The sequence below is a fragment of the Ruegeria sp. AD2(2025) genome (assembly GCF_056542385.1).
Map to the genome: position 1 here is coordinate 136,259 of NZ_JBQFZS010000006.1, position 16,111 is coordinate 152,369.

Sequence of the window (16,111 nt, forward strand, 5' to 3'; positions counted from 1 at the left end):
TCAGTGCCCCTTTTCTTCGCGATACATCGACCACAGGAAGTAGGCGATGAAGCAGAGCATGATCAGGAACAGGATCACGGCAATGGCCGCGCCATATCCCATGCGAAAACCATATTCTGACAGCGCGACCTCAAACATGTAATAGGCCAGCACGCGGGATGATCCGAACGGGCCGCCCTGGGTCATGATCGAGATCAGGTCAAAGGACCGCAGCGCACCGATGATGGTCACGACGAAGGCGATGAAGGTGGCGGGGCGCAGTTGGGGCAGGATGATGTGCCACAGCATCCGCGCGCCCTTTGCGCCGTCCAGACGTCCGGCTTCGATCTGTTCGGGGTCCACGGCGTTCAGGCCGGTCAGATACAGGATCATGCAATAGGCGGTCTGCGGCCAGAGCCCTGCGAAGATGATGCCATAGGTGACGAAACGCTCATCCCCCAGCACGTTCAGCGGGCCGAGGCCGAAAAAGCCCAGGAATTCGTTCAGGAGACCAAAGGTCGGGTCATAGAACCACGTAAAGACAAGACCGACCACGACCTGAGAGATCACGAAAGGAAAGAAAAACAGCGACTTATAAAGCCGGATGCCCCAGACGGTCTGGTTCAGGAACAGGGCAATGAACAGCCCCGCAGGGATCGCCGCCAGATACAGGACCAGCCAGATCAGGTTGTTCTTGAGCGAGATGAAGAAGGCATCCCGATCGACCCATTCCCAATAGAGGTCTTCGTAATTGCGGAAGCCCACATATTCCGCCGCACCCAGCCCGTCCCATTCATAAAGCGACAGGTTGAAGGACTGGAAAACCGGGATGATGACATAAACCATAAAGAACAGAAGGCCGGGGGCGAGAAACAGCCACGGGGCGATGCGCTGCTGGTTGCGGTGGAACCAGCTTTCCTGTTCAGGAGCTTCGACGGCTAAGGTCATTGATCATCTCGGGTTTTGTGGGGTGAAGGCGGGCTGAATCCCGCCCGTCGATCAAAGGTGACGTAGGCCGGGCTTTAGCCCGGCCCATGCCGGATCAGTTGTCGTAGATACGCTGACGTGCGCGTTCCAGCTTGGCCAGAATCTTATCTGCGTTGTCAGGCTTGACCATGAATTCCTGGAAGCCTTCCATCGACACTTTGGCCATTTCCGCAGGTGCGTCACGGTCCCAGAACTGGGCAACACCACCCGGGCTGTTCGAGGATAGCATCTCAAAGCCCTGGTTCAGGAACTTGTCGTCATCCACAGCCGATTTTGCGTTGACCGGAAGCTGGCCGAGGTTTTTGCCATTGTTGATCTCGGTCTGTTCGTCCGGGGACACAACAAAGCGCAGGAACTCGCGCGCGGCTTCCTTGTTCGATGCGTTCGACGGGATGTGGAACGTGTCGGTCGGCGCGTCTTCGGCCAGTTCCACGTCGGGGTTGATCGACACGAACTGGTAGAAGTCCAGTTGATCATCGCTCAGACCCGCTTCGCGCAGGGGAGCCACGGCAAAGTTGCCCATCAGGTAAGCGGCGGCTTCGCCATTGACCATGAAGGGCAGGGCCTCTTGCCAGCTGTAGGTCTGGTGGTTGTCGATGAACGCACCCATGTCGATCAACTGCTTCCAGTTGGCGAAGGTCTGCTTGACGCGGTCGTCTTCCCAGCTCACCTCGCCATTGGCCAGCTGCTGGTGGAAATCGAACCCGTTGGTGCGCATGTTCAGGTAGTCGAACCAGCCACCAGCGGTCCAGAGGAACTTGGTGCCGATGGTATAGCAGGCGCGGCCCGACTCCACGATCTTCTGGCAGTTGGCCAGTTCTTCTTCCCATGTGGTCGGCTCGGTCAGGCCCAGCTCATCAAAGATGTCTTTGCGATAGTAGACGCCCCACTGATAGTAGGTATAGGGCACGCCCCACTGCTTGCCGTCGATGGTCATCGCACCTTTGGTCGATGCAAGATTGTCGCCGATCTCGGCCTCGGCCCACAGGTCCGAGACATCCTCGAACAGGCCGGCCTCGACATAAGGCTTCATGCGGTTGGCGGCATACCATGTGGCAACGTCCGGCGTATCCGCGGTCAGGAAGTTGCGGATCTGGGTCTTGTACGCCTCGCGGTCGATCACGGTGGTTTCGATTTCCAGGCCGGGATGCTTTGCCGCGAACCGGTCAATCATCGCTTCCATCGTTGCGCGCGGCGCGGGGTTCGAGGTGTCGAGGAAGATTCGCAGCTCGCCTGTCAACTCGGCATAGGCCGGCACAGCAAGTGCAACGCTCATGGCCAGCGCGGCCGTTGTGCGCTTGTAGATGGAATGCATGGTTTCCTCCCTTAGCTTCCATTCGAGGTTCCATTTATTGAAACCTTGTTTTACATATTGAAAACTACACATCGAATCGGTTAGCGTTGTCAAGACCCTCGGGGAGGAGCGTCGGGGAGACGGAGGAGGTTATCGCTTTTGGCTGGTGACGGAACGATAGGCAAAGCATGTGACGTGCTGGAACAGGTAGCCGGTTTCGGTCGCCCGGTGCGTTTCGGCGAACTGCTTGAACAAAGCCACTTTCCCAAAGCGACATTGTATCGCTTTCTGCAATCCCTGACCAATCAGGGGATGTTGTATTACGACCCCGACCGGCAGACCTATACGCCGGGGCTGCGGCTGGTGCGGCTGGCCCACGCGGCGTGGACACAAAGCTCGCTGGCGCCGATTGCGCGCCCGTTTCTGGATGCGCTCAGCCGGGATACCGGAGAAACGGTGCATCTGGCGCAGCTGGATTCCAGTCAGGTCCTCTATGTCGACAAACGCAACGCCGCGCAGCCGGTCGAGATGTATTCGCAGGCGGGCAAGGTCGGTCCGGCCTATTGCACCGGCGTCGGCAAGGCGATGCTGGCCTATCTGGACGAGGACCGGCTGCAAAAGACGATCTCGCAGCAGAGCTTTCACCGCTTTACCGACAAGACGCTGACATCCGAGGACGCGCTGCGCGCCGATCTCGCGCTGATTCGCAGCCGGGGCTATGCGGTCGATGATGAAGAACACGAGCCCGGCATCATCTGCATCGCTTGCCCGATCCTGACACCGGGCGGGCGGGTGTTAGGCGCGCTCTCGGTCACGGGATCGACCGGGCGGATGGATTTTAAACAACTGGAATCATGGGTTCCCCGTGTGCGGCGCGTGGCCGAGCAGATCGGAACCGAGGCACAGGCATGGCGGTTCCCCGAGAGCCAGAAGAGGATGCAAGCAACATGACAGGTGTAACCCTGAAGAACGCGATCAAGCGGTATGGCCAGACTCAGGTCATCCACGGGATTGATCTGCAGATCGAAGATGGCGAGTTCTGCGTGTTCGTCGGCCCGTCGGGCTGCGGCAAGTCCACGCTGTTGCGGATGATCGCGGGGCTGGAAGAAACCACCGACGGTGAGATCGACATCGGCCAGCGCAACGTGACCCATATGGACCCGGCCAAGCGCGGCGTGGCCATGGTGTTCCAGACCTATGCTCTGTACCCGCATATGACGGTGGCCGAGAATATGGGGTTCGGCCTGCGCATGAACGGCGTGCCCAAAGCCGAGATCGACCAGAAGGTGCAGGAGGCCTCGAATATCCTCAAGCTGGACCAGTACCTGAAGCGCAAGCCCAAGGCGCTGTCCGGTGGGCAGCGACAGCGCGTGGCCATCGGCCGCGCCATCGTGCGCGGCCCCGAGGTGTTTCTGTTCGACGAACCGCTGTCCAATCTGGATGCCGAATTGCGCGTCGAAATGCGGGTCGAGATTGCGCGGCTGCACCAGGAGATCGGCGCGACGATGATCTACGTGACCCACGATCAGGTCGAGGCGATGACCATGGCCGACAAGATCGTGGTGCTGCGCGATGGCCGGATCGAACAGGTCGGCGCGCCGATGGATCTGTACCGCGACCCCGACAACCGCTTTGTGGCGGGGTTCATCGGATCCCCGGCAATGAATTTTCTCGAGTGCGATGTCGTGGACGGCAAGGTGCACCACCCGGCCCTGACCGATGATGTTCCGGTGACGGCCAGCGTGCCCGCGGGCGCGACGAAGGTGACGCTGGGCATCCGGCCCGAGCATATCCAGATCGACCGGGGTGGCGAGACCTGCACCGTCGATCTGACCGAGGCGCTTGGCGGTGTCAGCTATTCCTATCTGCTGACTGAAAATGGCGACAAGCTGATCGTCGAGGAGCGTGACGACCAGCGCAGCAAGCAGGGCGAACGGATTGGCATCTCGGTCCGGCCCGAGCGGGCGATGCTGTTTGACCCCGACAGCGGGCAGCGGCTGAGGTAAGCGATTTCATTAAATGAAATCGGGCCGGAAACTTTCAAAGTTTCCGGTACCCGGCGGCAGCGGCGCTAGATTTTGTATCCAATATCCGATAATGGGGATTCAACCTCATCAATCGGAGCCCCAACTCATGTCCGTATCCATCTTCTCAGGCACCATGCCCGCCCTGATGACCCCGTGCACCCCGAACCGCGCACCGGATTTCGACGCGCTGGTTCGCAAGGGACAGCAGATGATCGCCGCGGGCATGTCGGCGGTGGTCTATTGCGGCTCGATGGGAGACTGGCCGCTGTTGACCGACGCGCAGCGGATGGAGGGGGTCGAACGGCTGATCGGCGCGGGCCTGCCGGTGGTCGTGGGCACCGGGGCGGTCAATACGCAGTCTGCCGTGGCCCATGCGGCGCACGCGCAACGAATGGGCGCCGCAGGGCTGATGGTGATCCCCCGGGTGCTGTCGCGTGGTAGCTCGGCAACCGCGCAGCGCAACCATTTCAAGGCCATCCTGTCGGTCGCACCCGATGTCCCCGCCATCATCTACAACAGCCCCCATTACGGCTTTGCCACAAGGGCCGATCTGTTCTTCTCCCTGCGCGCTGAGCACCCCAATCTGGTCGGCTTCAAGGAATTCGGAGGCCGCGACGACCTGCGCTATGCCGCCAAACACATCACCAGCCGCGACGATCAGGTGACGTTGATGGTCGGCGTCGACACCGAGGTCTATCACGGCATCGTCAATTGCGGGGCCTCCGGTTCGATCACCGGCATCGGCACCGCTCTGCCGCAAGAGGCGCTGTTGCTGGCCGCGCTGTCGCGCCGGGCCGCCGATGGTAATGCCGAGGCCCGTCAGCGCGCGCTGGAACTGACCGAGGCGATCCATGTCCTGTCCAGCTTTGACGAAGGTCCCGATCTGGTGCTCTATTACAAGCATCTTCTGGTGCTGAACGGCGAGGATGAGTACCGTCTGCATTTCAATGAAACTGATGCGCTGACCGACGCGCAGCGCAATTACTGTGAACAGCAATACGCCCTGTTCCGCGCCTGGTTCGTCGACTGGTCGCAACAGGGCGGGGTGATCGCCAAATGCATGTGATCGACAGCCATACCGGAGGTGAGCCGACGCGCGTCATCCTGACCGGCGCGCCCGATCTGGGTTCGGGTCCGCTGGCAGATCGTGCAAGGCGGCTGGCGACGGAACACAGGGACTTCTATCGCTCGGTGCTGCTTGAACCACGTGGCCAGCCCGCCATGGTCGCCGCGCTGCTGGTCGAGCCCGAGGACGTGAGCTGCGCGACCGGCGTGATCTTTTTCGATGCCGACGCGGTGCTGGGCATGTGCGGGCATGGCACCATCGGTCTGGCGGTGACGCTGGCCCATCTGGGGCGGATCGGTCTGGGCACCCACCGCATCGAAACCCCCGCCGGGGTGGTGACGGTCAAGTTGCACGACGCCAACACCGTGAGCGTCACCAACATCGAAAGCCGCCGGGTGCAGGCCACCATCACGCTGGATGTTCCCGGACATGGCCCCGTGACCGGAGACATCGCCTATGGCGGCAACTGGTTCTTCATTGTCGATCCCAGCCCGATCCCGGTTGCCCCTGAGAACATCCCTGCGATGACTGCATTGACGCGGGCGATCCGCGAGGCCTCGATCGGGCAGGGCGTCGGCGGCGAGCAGGGAGAGGCGGTGGATCATGTGATCCTTCAGGGGGCCTCGGACAAGGGCGCGCACAGCCGCAATTTCACCCTCTGCCCGGATGATGCCTATGACCGCTCGCCCTGCGGCACCGGCAGTTCGGCGCGGCTGGCCTGTCTGGCGGCCGAAGGGCAACTGGCCCCGGGCGAAGAAATCGTGCAGGAGAGCGTCATCGGAAGCACCTATCGGCTGTCTTATCAACCCGGCCCGAACGGCGGCGTGTTACCCCGTATCACCGGGCAGGCCTTTGTCATGGCCGAGGCCACGCTGGTCTTCGACCCCGCCGATCCGTTTCGAAACGGCATCGACCCGTGACCGATATCACCGTCATCGGCGCGGGGGTCATCGGCATCACCTGCGCGCTGGAATTGCAGCGCCGGGGCCATGCGGTGCGGGTGCTGGACCGGTCGGGCGTGGCCCGCCAGACCTCGGCGGGAAATGCCGGGGCCTTTGCCTTTCCCGAAGTGGAACCTCTGGCCACCCCCGGTATCATGCGCAAGGCTCCGAAATGGTTGCTCGATCCGTTGGGGCCGCTCTCGGTTCCGCCTGCTTATGCGCTGAAGATCGCGCCGTGGATGTTGCGGTTCTGGCGGGCCAGCCGACCGGATCGCTATGCGCATCTGCTGGCGGCGCAGGCCAGCCTGATGGACCTGTCCGCCGCCGCGCTGGACCGTCTGATCGTGGATGTCGAGGCCGGGTCGATGCTGCGCCGCGACGGGCAGATGCAGCTGTATGAAAGTGCCGCCGAATACCGCGCCAGCCTGCCCGCGTGGGAGACGCGCCGTCGCCACGGAATTGCCTTTGATCTGCTGGACAGCCCCGGCGCGATTGCCGAGATACAGCCCGGCCTCAGCCCCCGGTTCACCCATGCCGGGTTCACCCCAAATTGGTTCAACGTGGCTGATCCCAAAAAGTGGGTCGAGCATCTGGCGCAGGTGTTTCAGGCGCGTGGCGGTGTGATCGACCAGCAGGACATCCGTGCGCTGACGCCGACCGAACGTGGCGTCCGGCTCACTTTGGCCGAGGGTTCGCTGGAGGCCTCGCAGGTGGTTGTGGCCGCCGGGGCGTGGTCGCACCATCTGGCCCGGACGCTGGGCGATGCGATCCCGCTTGAGACCGAGCGCGGCTATAACACCACCCTGCCGCCGGGGGCGTTTGATCTGCGGTTGCACCTGACGTTCTCGGGCCACGGATTTGTCGCCAGCCGAATCAATGGCGGCGTGCGCGTGGGCGGTGCGGTGGAACTGGGCGGTCTGACCCTGCCGCCGAACTACAAACGGGCCGAGACCCTGTTGCGCAAGGCCGCGCAGTTCCTGCCCGGCCTCAACACCGAAGGCGGCACTCAATGGATGGGGTTCCGCCCCTCGCTGCCCGACAGCCTTCCGGTGATCGGGCCCGCGCCGAACGCCCCCGGAGTGGTCTACGCCTTCGGTCACGGCCATCTGGGCCTGACCCAATCGCCCGCAACCGCCGAGATGGTCGCCGCACTGATCGACCGGCAGGCCTCGCCGATCCCGACAGACCCGTTTCGCGCCACGCGGTTCTGAGCGGCCTCAGCCCAGCAGCGCCAGCAGATCGTCATGCAGTTGCTGCGACACCTCGGCATAGCCGCGCCGATGATTGCGCGCCCGCGCGGCAAAGCGGCGTTGCGAGGGCAAACGCGCGCCCTGATCCAGAATGTCGGCAAACAGACGCTCGGCCCGGGCCGAACCTGTCTGAGCTTGGCCTGCGCTGAACAGGTCGGGATCAAAGGCGATCACGATCTGGCCGTGATAGGGCGCGCCGCCTGCGGTCCCGGCGAAATCCATGCTGTCCAGACTGGTCATGTCGTCGATCAGCGGCCCGGCCAGCAGTTCGATCATGATCGACAGAGCCGAGCCCTTGTAGCCGCCAAAGGTCAGCATTGCCCCGTCCAGCGCCGCCTGCGGGTCGGTGGTGGGGTTGCCGTGGACGTCAATGGCAACCCCCTCGGGCAGGGGTTTTCCGGCGCGTTTGTAAAGCTCGATCTCGCCCCGGGCAAAGGCGCTGGTGGCAAAGTCGAAGGTGAACGGGTCCTGCCCCCCGGGCCGGGGCCAGCTAAAGGCCAGTGGGTTCGTACCCAGACTGCCCCGCGTACCGCCAGCGGGGGCCACCCACGCATGGCTGGGCACCATCGCCATCGCAGCCAGACCGGCGGCGGACAGGCGCTCGACCTCGGGCCAGAGCGCCGAGAAATGAAAACAGCGGTTGATCGCCATCGCGGCAATCCCATGTGCGCGGGTCTTGTCGATCAACACCGGCAGCGCCTGTCGGAATGCCAGCAGGGACATGCCGCCCTGCGCGTCCACCCGCACCACCGCATTCTCGGACGGTGTAACAACCGGCACCGCATGGCCGTCGATTTGCCCTGCCTGCATGGTCTGGGCGCACATGAACAGGCGGAACAGTCCGTGTGACTGGCAATCGTCCATCTGGCAGGTCGTCAGCATTTCGGCGATCGCCTGCGCATGGTCGGTGCCGTAGCCGGTTTTGCTCAGCACCTGCAGACACAGATCGTTGATCTCATCCGGCGATAGTCGGACCGTTGCGCTCATATCTAGCCTCCCAGACTTCTGGAAACTGGATAGCGGGGAAAGGCTGCCCGGTTCAACTCTGCGCCGGGCTTTGAGGTTGGAAATCCGGGTTTAGCCGGGTATTTGTATCCAAAATGCAAAAACGGATATCGCCTTGACGACACAGCGCGCAATAGCCCGGCAAAGCCTTCCCGACGTGATCGCGAATGACCTGCGCGAGCGGATCCTCAGCGGCGATCTGGCCGAGGGCGAAACCATCCGGCAAGAGGCTCTGGCCGAGGAATATGCCGTGTCGCGGATGCCGGTGCGCGAAGCGCTCAAGCAGCTGGATGCCGAGGGTCTGGTGGTTCTGACCAACAATCGCGGCGCATCCGTCACCGAACACTCGCCGGACCAGATCGCCGAGATTTTCGACCTGCGCGTGTTGCTTGAGGTCGATCTGTTCCGCCGCGCCATCCCGGTAATGACCGCAGCGGATCATGCGGCCTGTGGCGATATACTGCAACAGATGGAGGCGTCCTATGACGCCAATGATGTCGGTCAGTGGGGCGCGCTGAATCACCAGTTTCACGCCGCGCTTTATGCAGCCGCAGACCGGGGTCTGACGAATGAGCTGTTGAACCGGGTCTCGCTGCAATCGGACCGCTATGTGCGGATGCATCTGAGCGTGATGCAGCAACGTCAGCCCGCCCGCGCCGAACATCAGGAACTGCTGCGGCTGGCGCAGGCCGGTCAGGATGAGGCGGCCTGTGCCTTGCTTGCGGCCCACATCACCCGGACCAGGGACGAGTTGCTGGCGCTGATGACCGCCCGCCGCGCCGCGGCGAATTAACCCTCGTGCGTGAACATCAGCCGTGCGGTAACCGGCACTGTTCGGGTGATCCCGGGCAATCCGGCCAGTTCCATCAGCTTGTCAACACCTGCGGTCACACCGGCATCTTCGGCGCTGATGAACACCATGTCGTTGGTGGACACCATGACCGCCGTTTCCGACAGGCGCAGCACGAACATCTCGGTCTCGAAACTGACATCGGTCCCAACCAGCGACAGCACCGCATCGACCGCAACCACCTGCGATGCGCCCACATCCAGCGCCGAGACCACCGCCATGTCGATCTGCGCGCTCAGCGTGGCGGTGGCGGCCTTGCGGAAAACATGCTCGATCATGCGTTCGTTGCGGATGTCGATCTGGGTCTCGACCGAAGACAGATCGATGCCGATCTCGACCGTGCCATCCTCGCCGACTTGGCCGGACAGATTGGTGAAGGAATTGACCTCGCCCACATCGTCGATTTTGATGGTGCCATAGGCCAGATGCGAGGCATCTGGGTTCAGTGCCCAACCGCCCGCAAAGGCCGGGCTTGCAACAATCGCCGACGCAATCGTGAATGCTGTGATCAGAAGTTTCATTTCTTTCCTCCAGAGTCTATGCCAGTTCAGACCAGGCGGGCCCGGCCCCGTGACAGAACAAACACACACAGGTCGCGTTTTATTCGATGAGTGTTGAACCAAGCACCGAACAGGCCGTCCGCGGCGCAATCCAGACCCATTCGAAACGGGTCTGGCGTTTTGGGCTGGCCCTGTCGGGGGTTCCGGATGCGGCGGATGATCTGCTGCAAGCCACCGCGCTGCGGGCTTTGGAAAAGCACCATCAGGTTACATCCTATGACCGGCTGGACAGCTGGCTGATGACAATCTGCCGCTCGATCTGGCTGAACGAACTGCGCGCGCGTTCGGTCCGTAAGGCGCAGGCCCTGTCGGTCACGCCCGAGGCGGAATTAATTGCGGTTGGGCCCGATTCAGAAACGAATATTTTCGCCGCTCAGGTGTTTACCCAAGTGATGCAACTGCCAGAGGCGCAGCGCGAGACCGTAATGCTTGTATTTGTTGAAGGATACAGCTACCGCGAAGCGGCTGCTATGCTGGACGTTCCCATCGGTACGATCATGAGCCGGTTGTCCAACGCCCGGCAAAAGCTGAAAACCGTGATGCAGCACGAGGATGCTGAAACCGCGCGACGGAGTGGCAAATGAAGTTTTCGGACGAGACGCTTCTGGCCTATCTGGACGGCAGTCTGGACGAGTCCGCCATGCGCGCGCTCGAAGATGCCGTCGCCGACGATCCCGCGCTCGAGGCGCGGTTGATGGCGCTGGACCCGTTTGCCGCAGCCGTGCAGCAAGCGTTTGAAGATGTTCCTGCTGTGGCACCAGAGATCGAATTGCCGCCATCCACCCCGGCGCGCGCCACCGCGGGGCCTTTGCGCCTGCTGGCGGTCGCGGCCTCGGTCGGGGTTATTGCTGTCTCGGCGACCTTCTGGGCCACGCGCCCGGCGGATCCGGGCTGGGCGGAACAGGCGGCTGTCTATCAATCGCTTTATGTACCCGAAACCATCGCCGCACTGGACAATTCGCCCGAGGCTCTGGACGCGCAATTCGCGCAGGCTGAGGCGCAGTTGGGCCGGTCGCTGAACCGGGATGTGTTGGAGAATCTGCCCGGCCTCGATCTGAAACGGGCGCAGGTTCTGTCCTTCAAGGGCAAACCTCTGGTTCAGATCGTCTTTGCAGATGCGCAAGGCCGACCCTTTGCCTTCTGCGTCATCCGTCAGGGCGACGGGGCCCCGGCAAAGGATGTGAACCGTGCGGTGCTCAGCGGTCTGGCAACGGCCACTTGGGCGCGCGACGGATATGGCTATATGCTGCTGGGCAGCGATCCACAGACCGATCTGGATGGCGGGCTGAACATCCTGACCGGTGCATTCACCGGCTGATCGACCGAATACCCCTTGTGAACCGCGGCAAATGGCCGAAGAATATCCGCCATGACGCCCAAACCTCTGACACCGGACCCGGATGACGAGGCCACTGAAGAGTGGCCCCGCAGCATCTACGATACCGATCCGCCCGACGATGAGGATTTGTGGTTCCTCCCTCCTGCAGACGAGGATGAGGCGCTCGATCCGCTCACCCCGAGGCCGCGCCCTGAACAGAGCCTGTTGTTCGATGCCCGGGACTGGCGCGCGGCGCAATCCGAACTGGCCCCCGAACTGGCCGATCTAGCCCTGACCTTCGGTGCGCTGGACGAACGTCTGCGCGCCGGTCCAGCGGGATGGGGGCATCGGTTGGCGCTGATGGAGGTCTCGGATCTGGGCTGGTGGACCGGTGACCGGATCGGGGTTGACCGGCTGGCGCTGTGGACAGGGCTGCGGATCGGCTCCACCAGTGACGATGTGCAGGCCTTGTATCGGGCGGGTTGGGCGGTGCGGCGACTGACCTCGGGTGCCGGGCCATCCGACGGCGGCTGGAATGCGGGGCTGACCGCCTTCCTCGACCGTCAGGCGCAAGGGATCGAGGATGTCCCCGAAGCCGTCGCCGATCTGGCCGAGGTCATGCGCAGCGCCGACGGCCTGCATCCCGTGACTCAAGCGGCGATCAGCTTTCACGCGTGGCGCGCCTTCTCGCCCGGCATCGGGCAGGATACCGAGGCCGCCATCGCCGCCGCCCGCCATGCCGCCTCGATGGGGCGGGGCGGGGCGTTGTTCATGCCGCTGGCTTTGTCTGGACCGGGCGCGCTGCGAGGGGCTGGAACTGTCGGGGAGAAATTATCAGCTTGGGTCACCGGGGCGGGTCAGGCCGCGCTTGCAGCTTTGTTGCATCTGGACCGCATCAGCGCATGGGAGGTCCGCGCCCGCGAGGCCACGTCAGACCTCAGTGGTCGCACGCCTCCGGTGCTGATTGATGCGATGACGGCGTGGCCGATGGTCTCGACACCGCTGGCCGAAGAGTTGACCCAATCCTCGCGCGCCGCTGCCCAGCGAAATCTGGACAAGTTCACCCGCAGAGGGCTGATCCGGGAGGTGACAGGGCAGGGCCGCTATCGCGTCTGGACCGCCGATTTGTGACCGCCCGAACCTTTGGCCCGGACGGTCCGGAACATCAGAACCAGCGGCCAACCGCCATGAGCGTCGGCGACAAAGCGGTCGCGTCCGATGCCGCTGCCATCACCTGATAGCTGGCCTGCGTCTCTGACGGTGCATCGAATCCCACGAACCGCGCAATGCCTCCGCCGTTACCGCTGAGCGCAGGCGTCGTGCCCGAGGCAAAGGCGACGGGGAAATCCCAAGTCGCCGAAGCGCTGCCAAAAAGCGCACCCGCTGCGGTAGCGCAGCCCACCGCACCTGGTGTCACGGTGCAGATCTGGGTGCCGTCGGCGAAGCGTACAAAGTCACCGTTCGCATTGCTACCGCGTTCGATCACAGCTCCACCGGGGGTGCCACCGCTTTCGGACACCGCACCCAGCACATTGCCCGGCCCGTACCCGTAGTCGGCCCGCATCAAACGGCCCGGTGTGGTGTCATCCGCGCTGTTCTGCACCGCCGCACCGCTGACGGTGCCGGTGGCGGCGTCGATCCGCAACGCCTCGGACCAGTTGCCGCCATCGGGCGAGACCTTGATGGAAAACTCAGTGCTACCGGACAGCCCCATTTCGGCGTAGCCCGTCCAGTTCGACTGGAACAGCAGCGAGGCCGTATCGCCAGCGCCCGCTTTGTTGATCTTCAACTGATGCCCGCCGCCTTCATGGGTCAGCAGGGTGGCGGGGCTGCGCACCGCCAGACGGTTGGTGCTGTCGCTGCTGGTGGTAATGCCCACCCCGGTCAGGTTCTGAGTGCTGACCGGAGGATCGACCCAGTCCGACCCGTTCCAAACCTTGATCTGACCCGTGCCCTGATCCCAGGTCCGCCAGCCCGTATCCGGCGTCAGAAAATGCCAGGCATTGTCGATCCACGCGGCCAGCTTGTTGGCCTGACCGCTCCAGTCACCGGCGGGGGAGGCCCCCAGCGCATAGGTCTCGCCCTGCTCCGGGACCGCCGGAGGGATGGTGGCGTTCAGCGAGGTAACGCTCAGCTGCACCACCAGATCCAGCGCGCGCAACGCCTCGTTATGGGTAACGTGTTTCTGGGCTTGCGCGGGTTGCAGATAGGGCAGGTCCAGTCGGGGTGAGTTCTGTGGCACGGGCGTCCTCCTGTGGCTGTCGGTCCGGTGATGATTGCGCGCCACCCTGCCGTGATCCGCGTGAATCCCGCCTGACCGGGCCGAACGCCCGTTTTGTCATCTGTTAACGAATGCCACCCCTAATCGCGGGCGTAGATATCCTCGTACCGGATGATATCGTCCTCACCCAGATAGGTCCCGGTCTGCACCTCGATCAGAACCATCGGCACTTTGCCGGGGTTTGTCATGCGGTGCACCGCGCCCAGTGGCACATAGACCGACTGGTTCTCGGAAACCAACTGAACCTTGTCATCAATGGTGACCTCGGCAGTACCTTCGACCACAATCCAATGCTCGGACCGGTGGTGATGCGACTGCAGGCTTAGCGAAGCGCCGGGATGAACGTGGATGCGTTTCACCTGAAACCGGTCGCCGATTACGAGGCTTTCGAACCAGCCCCAGGGACGGTGATCAACGGGCAGAGACTCGGCCTGTTTCGCGCCCTTGGCCTTCAGCGCCGCAACCGCCTGTTTGACGTCCTGCGCCCGGTCCATACTGGCCACAAGCACCGCGTCGGGCATGGCCACCGTGATCACATTCTCAAGCCCCATCGCCACCACTTCCTGCGCGGGGGATTCCGAACGGACCAGCACGTTGCGGCAATCGATGGCCGTGACCTCTCCGGCCGTTGCAACACCATTGGCGTCGGGATTGCTGAGCTCCTGCACCGCGGACCAGCTGCCGACGTCGGACCACCCGGCGGCATAAGGCACAACGCTGAGGTTGTCGGCTTTTTCCATGACGGCATAGTCGATTGAGATATCCTGAACCCCGCCCCAGGCCTCAGCATCCAGCCTGAGAAAGCCGAGGTCGGACTGCGCCTGATCGACCGCCTTGTGCACCGGAGCCATAAGGTCAGGCGCGTGCTGTTCAAAGGCTTGCAGGATGTCGCGCACCGCAAACAGGAAGATGCCCGAATTCCAGAGATAGCTGCCCTCCGCCACCATCGCCTTTGCATTGTCCAGATCGGGCTTTTCCACAAACCGATCCAGTGGAACCGCCATACCGGATGCATCCGGTGTATGGCGCAGTTTGAGGTAGCCATACCCGGTCTCGGGCCGGTCGGGCGTAATGCCGAAAGTCACCAGATCGCCGCGATCAGCGATGGTGCGCACGCCTTCAGCCACGGCGGCGTGAAAGGCGGGGGTGTCGGGGATCACATGATCCGACGAGGCCACCAGCATCACCGCATCCGCATCGACCGAGGCCAGATGCAGCGCGGCAGCCAGCACGGCCGGGGCGGTATTGCGCCCTTCGGGCTCGATCAGGATCGGGCCGGGATCGACGCCGATTTCCATCAATTGTTCGGGCACAACAAAACGAAAGGCTTCGTTGGTCAGAACCAACGGCTTGGCATAAGGCCCGCTATCTGGCCCGCGCAGACGCTCGGCGCATTGCTGCAGCAGGCTGGTCTCACCGATCAGTTGTACGAATTGCTTGGGATAGCTTTTGCGCGACAGCGGCCACAATCGCGTGCCAGAGCCGCCGCACAGGATGACCGGATAGACCTTGCTCATGTTGCCTGCTCCCTCAGAGTGCCGTTATTGGGCGGCACGATCCGAAGCGACGATGTCGTGCAGATAGCGGCTCAGGTCATCGCGCAGATCGTCGCGATCCAACGCAAAAGACACGGTGGCCTGCAGGAACCCGGCCTTGGACCCGCAATCAAAGCGCTGCCCTTCAAACTTGTAGCCAAAGACCGGAACACCGTTGGTGATGTCCTCGGCGATGGCATCGGTCAGCTGAATCTCACCACCGCTGCCTGTCTTCATCTGGTTCAGGTTATACAGAACCGACGGGCCCAGAATGTAACGTCCGATTGCGGCCAGATTCGAGGGCGCCTCGGCAGGCTTGGGCTTTTCGACCATCCCCCTTGCCCGAACCACGGTGCCGACATTCTCACCGGTATCCAGAATCCCGTACGAGCTTGTCTTCTCGTTGGGAACTTCCATCGCGGCCACCATGTTACCGCCGGTCTCTTCATAGGCCTCGACCATCTGCTGCAGACAGGGCTTGTCGGCTGCGATGACATCGTCGGGCAGCATGACGGCAAAGGGCTCGTCCCCGATCAGGCGGCGCGCGCACCAGACCGCATGGCCCAGCCCCAGCGCCTTGTGCTGACGGATATAGGCAATTGCGCCGCTTTCCATATTGGTGGCGTTCAGAACCTCCAGCAGCTCGTCCTTGCCCTTGGACTTCAGGTCCTGTTCCAGCACCAGATTGTGATCAAAATAATCCTCAAGCGCGGATTTCCCACGCGAGGTTACGAAGATGAATTCCTTGATCCCGGCCGCGCGCGCCTCGTCAATGGCATATTGGACCAGTGGGCGGTCGACCAGAGTCATGATCTCTTTCGGCACCGATTTGGTCGCTGGCAGAAACCGCGTCCCCATCCCTGCAACAGGAAAAATTGCCTTGGTGACCTTGCGTGTCATGTTACCTCTCAAATTCGATGCTGGTCCGGCGGGGTGAGGATATGCCGGTGCTTTCCCATAAGATGTAAATCCGCGTCAATCAATCGGACCCGGCTTTCGCTATATGGACCGGTTGGAA

At 62.6% G+C, this 16,111-nt stretch carries 16 protein-coding genes; 9 read left to right on the forward strand and 7 right to left on the reverse strand.

Annotated elements, in window-relative coordinates; genetic code table 11:
* Nucleotides 1-927, reverse strand: coding sequence for a carbohydrate ABC transporter permease (locus ACR1XV_RS13935; RefSeq protein ID WP_480532319.1), 927 nt, complete (start codon nucleotides 925-927; stop codon nucleotides 1-3).
* Nucleotides 928-1,021: 94 nt separating this feature from the next.
* The gene (locus tag ACR1XV_RS13940) at nucleotides 1,022-2,281 is read right to left on the reverse strand and encodes an ABC transporter substrate-binding protein (protein ID WP_480532321.1); all 1,260 of its coding nucleotides are present in this window, start codon (nucleotides 2,279-2,281) and stop codon (nucleotides 1,022-1,024) included.
* A gap of 138 nt (nucleotides 2,282-2,419) precedes the next feature.
* On the opposite strand from ACR1XV_RS13940, the gene ACR1XV_RS13945 reads away from it, so the two are divergent.
* The 5 genes from ACR1XV_RS13945 to ACR1XV_RS13965 all read left to right on the forward strand — a co-directional run bounded on the left by ACR1XV_RS13945 (nucleotide 2,420) and on the right by ACR1XV_RS13965 (nucleotide 7,505).
* Nucleotides 2,420-3,211, forward strand: coding sequence for an IclR family transcriptional regulator (locus ACR1XV_RS13945; RefSeq protein WP_480532323.1), 792 nt, complete (start codon nucleotides 2,420-2,422; stop codon nucleotides 3,209-3,211).
* Entirely contained in the window at nucleotides 3,208-4,266 is a 1,059-nt protein-coding gene (locus ACR1XV_RS13950; RefSeq protein WP_480532325.1) for an ABC transporter ATP-binding protein, read from the forward strand. Before ACR1XV_RS13945 ends, ACR1XV_RS13950 begins: the two co-directional genes overlap by 4 nt.
* Nucleotides 4,267-4,393: 127 nt before the next feature.
* Nucleotides 4,394-5,353: a dihydrodipicolinate synthase family protein gene (locus tag ACR1XV_RS13955; protein WP_480532327.1), complete on the forward strand. Its 960-nt coding sequence runs from the start codon at nucleotides 4,394-4,396 to the stop codon at nucleotides 5,351-5,353.
* Complete coding sequence (locus ACR1XV_RS13960) at nucleotides 5,344-6,273, forward strand: 4-hydroxyproline epimerase (protein ID WP_480532329.1); 930 nt, start codon at nucleotides 5,344-5,346, stop codon at nucleotides 6,271-6,273. Before ACR1XV_RS13955 ends, ACR1XV_RS13960 begins: the two co-directional genes overlap by 10 nt.
* Entirely contained in the window at nucleotides 6,270-7,505 is a 1,236-nt protein-coding gene (locus tag ACR1XV_RS13965; RefSeq protein WP_480532331.1) for an NAD(P)/FAD-dependent oxidoreductase, read from the forward strand. The genes ACR1XV_RS13960 and ACR1XV_RS13965 overlap by 4 nt, the downstream gene beginning before the upstream one ends.
* A gap of 6 nt (nucleotides 7,506-7,511) precedes the next feature.
* Here the strand turns inward: ACR1XV_RS13965 and ACR1XV_RS13970 are convergent, their stop codons facing one another.
* Complete coding sequence (locus tag ACR1XV_RS13970; protein ID WP_480532333.1) at nucleotides 7,512-8,531, reverse strand: Ldh family oxidoreductase; 1,020 nt, start codon at nucleotides 8,529-8,531, stop codon at nucleotides 7,512-7,514.
* 133 nt (nucleotides 8,532-8,664) lie between these two features.
* Here ACR1XV_RS13970 and ACR1XV_RS13975 point away from each other — a divergent pair, with 133 nt between their 5' ends.
* On the forward strand, nucleotides 8,665-9,342 hold the full coding sequence (locus ACR1XV_RS13975) for a GntR family transcriptional regulator (RefSeq protein ID WP_480532335.1): 678 nt from the start codon (nucleotides 8,665-8,667) through the stop codon (nucleotides 9,340-9,342).
* On the opposite strand, the gene ACR1XV_RS13980 is transcribed toward ACR1XV_RS13975, so the two are convergent.
* Nucleotides 9,339-9,920, reverse strand: coding sequence for a YceI family protein (locus tag ACR1XV_RS13980; RefSeq protein ID WP_480532337.1), 582 nt, complete (start codon nucleotides 9,918-9,920; stop codon nucleotides 9,339-9,341). The two genes, ACR1XV_RS13975 and ACR1XV_RS13980, sit on opposite strands and share 4 nt — an antisense overlap.
* Nucleotides 9,921-10,006: 86 nt before the next feature.
* On the opposite strand from ACR1XV_RS13980, the gene ACR1XV_RS13985 reads away from it, so the two are divergent.
* From ACR1XV_RS13985 to ACR1XV_RS13995, 3 genes are read left to right on the forward strand one after another with little or no spacing between them, the layout of a single operon-like run.
* Nucleotides 10,007-10,543 carry an RNA polymerase sigma factor gene (locus tag ACR1XV_RS13985; protein ID WP_480532339.1) on the forward strand — a complete coding sequence of 179 codons (537 nt, stop codon included), beginning with the start codon at nucleotides 10,007-10,009 and terminating at the stop codon, nucleotides 10,541-10,543.
* Nucleotides 10,540-11,277 carry an anti-sigma factor family protein gene (locus ACR1XV_RS13990; protein ID WP_480532341.1) on the forward strand — a complete coding sequence of 246 codons (738 nt, stop codon included), beginning with the start codon at nucleotides 10,540-10,542 and terminating at the stop codon, nucleotides 11,275-11,277. Before ACR1XV_RS13985 ends, ACR1XV_RS13990 begins: the two co-directional genes overlap by 4 nt.
* Before the next feature lie 51 nt (nucleotides 11,278-11,328).
* Nucleotides 11,329-12,408, forward strand: a complete 1,080-nt coding sequence (locus ACR1XV_RS13995; protein WP_480532343.1) for a helix-turn-helix domain-containing protein — start codon at nucleotides 11,329-11,331, stop codon at nucleotides 12,406-12,408.
* A gap of 34 nt (nucleotides 12,409-12,442) precedes the next feature.
* Here the strand turns inward: ACR1XV_RS13995 and ACR1XV_RS14000 are convergent, their stop codons facing one another.
* The 3 genes from ACR1XV_RS14000 to galU form a co-directional block, all read right to left on the reverse strand.
* On the reverse strand, nucleotides 12,443-13,519 hold the full coding sequence (locus ACR1XV_RS14000) for a DUF2793 domain-containing protein (protein WP_480532345.1): 1,077 nt from the start codon (nucleotides 13,517-13,519) through the stop codon (nucleotides 12,443-12,445).
* Between the two features lie 119 nt (nucleotides 13,520-13,638).
* Nucleotides 13,639-15,075: a mannose-1-phosphate guanylyltransferase/mannose-6-phosphate isomerase gene (locus tag ACR1XV_RS14005; protein ID WP_480532347.1), complete on the reverse strand. Its 1,437-nt coding sequence runs from the start codon at nucleotides 15,073-15,075 to the stop codon at nucleotides 13,639-13,641.
* A 24-nt stretch (nucleotides 15,076-15,099) separates the two neighbouring features.
* On the reverse strand, nucleotides 15,100-15,993 hold the full coding sequence (gene galU / locus ACR1XV_RS14010) for a UTP--glucose-1-phosphate uridylyltransferase GalU (RefSeq protein WP_480532349.1): 894 nt from the start codon (nucleotides 15,991-15,993) through the stop codon (nucleotides 15,100-15,102).
* Nucleotides 15,994-16,111: the final 118 nt, after the last annotated feature.

What these genes read in the sequence shown, in the direction of transcription:
- galU (WP_480532349.1), bottom strand. Translation starts at nt 15,993, where the DNA reads ATGACACGCAAGGTCACCAAGGCAATTTTTCCTGTTGCAGGGATGGGG.
- ACR1XV_RS13950 (WP_480532325.1), top strand. Translation starts at nt 3,208, where the DNA reads ATGACAGGTGTAACCCTGAAGAACGCGATCAAGCGGTATGGCCAGACT.
- ACR1XV_RS13995 (WP_480532343.1), top strand. Translation starts at nt 11,329, where the DNA reads ATGACGCCCAAACCTCTGACACCGGACCCGGATGACGAGGCCACTGAA.
- ACR1XV_RS13960 (WP_480532329.1), top strand. Translation starts at nt 5,344, where the DNA reads ATGCATGTGATCGACAGCCATACCGGAGGTGAGCCGACGCGCGTCATC.
- ACR1XV_RS13940 (WP_480532321.1), bottom strand. Translation starts at nt 2,281, where the DNA reads ATGCATTCCATCTACAAGCGCACAACGGCCGCGCTGGCCATGAGCGTT.
- ACR1XV_RS13955 (WP_480532327.1), top strand. Translation starts at nt 4,394, where the DNA reads ATGTCCGTATCCATCTTCTCAGGCACCATGCCCGCCCTGATGACCCCG.
- ACR1XV_RS13985 (WP_480532339.1), top strand. Translation starts at nt 10,007, where the DNA reads ATGAGTGTTGAACCAAGCACCGAACAGGCCGTCCGCGGCGCAATCCAG.
- ACR1XV_RS13980 (WP_480532337.1), bottom strand. Translation starts at nt 9,920, where the DNA reads ATGAAACTTCTGATCACAGCATTCACGATTGCGTCGGCGATTGTTGCA.
- ACR1XV_RS13970 (WP_480532333.1), bottom strand. Translation starts at nt 8,531, where the DNA reads ATGAGCGCAACGGTCCGACTATCGCCGGATGAGATCAACGATCTGTGT.
- ACR1XV_RS13990 (WP_480532341.1), top strand. Translation starts at nt 10,540, where the DNA reads ATGAAGTTTTCGGACGAGACGCTTCTGGCCTATCTGGACGGCAGTCTG.
- ACR1XV_RS13935 (WP_480532319.1), bottom strand. Translation starts at nt 927, where the DNA reads ATGACCTTAGCCGTCGAAGCTCCTGAACAGGAAAGCTGGTTCCACCGC.
- ACR1XV_RS14005 (WP_480532347.1), bottom strand. Translation starts at nt 15,075, where the DNA reads ATGAGCAAGGTCTATCCGGTCATCCTGTGCGGCGGCTCTGGCACGCGA.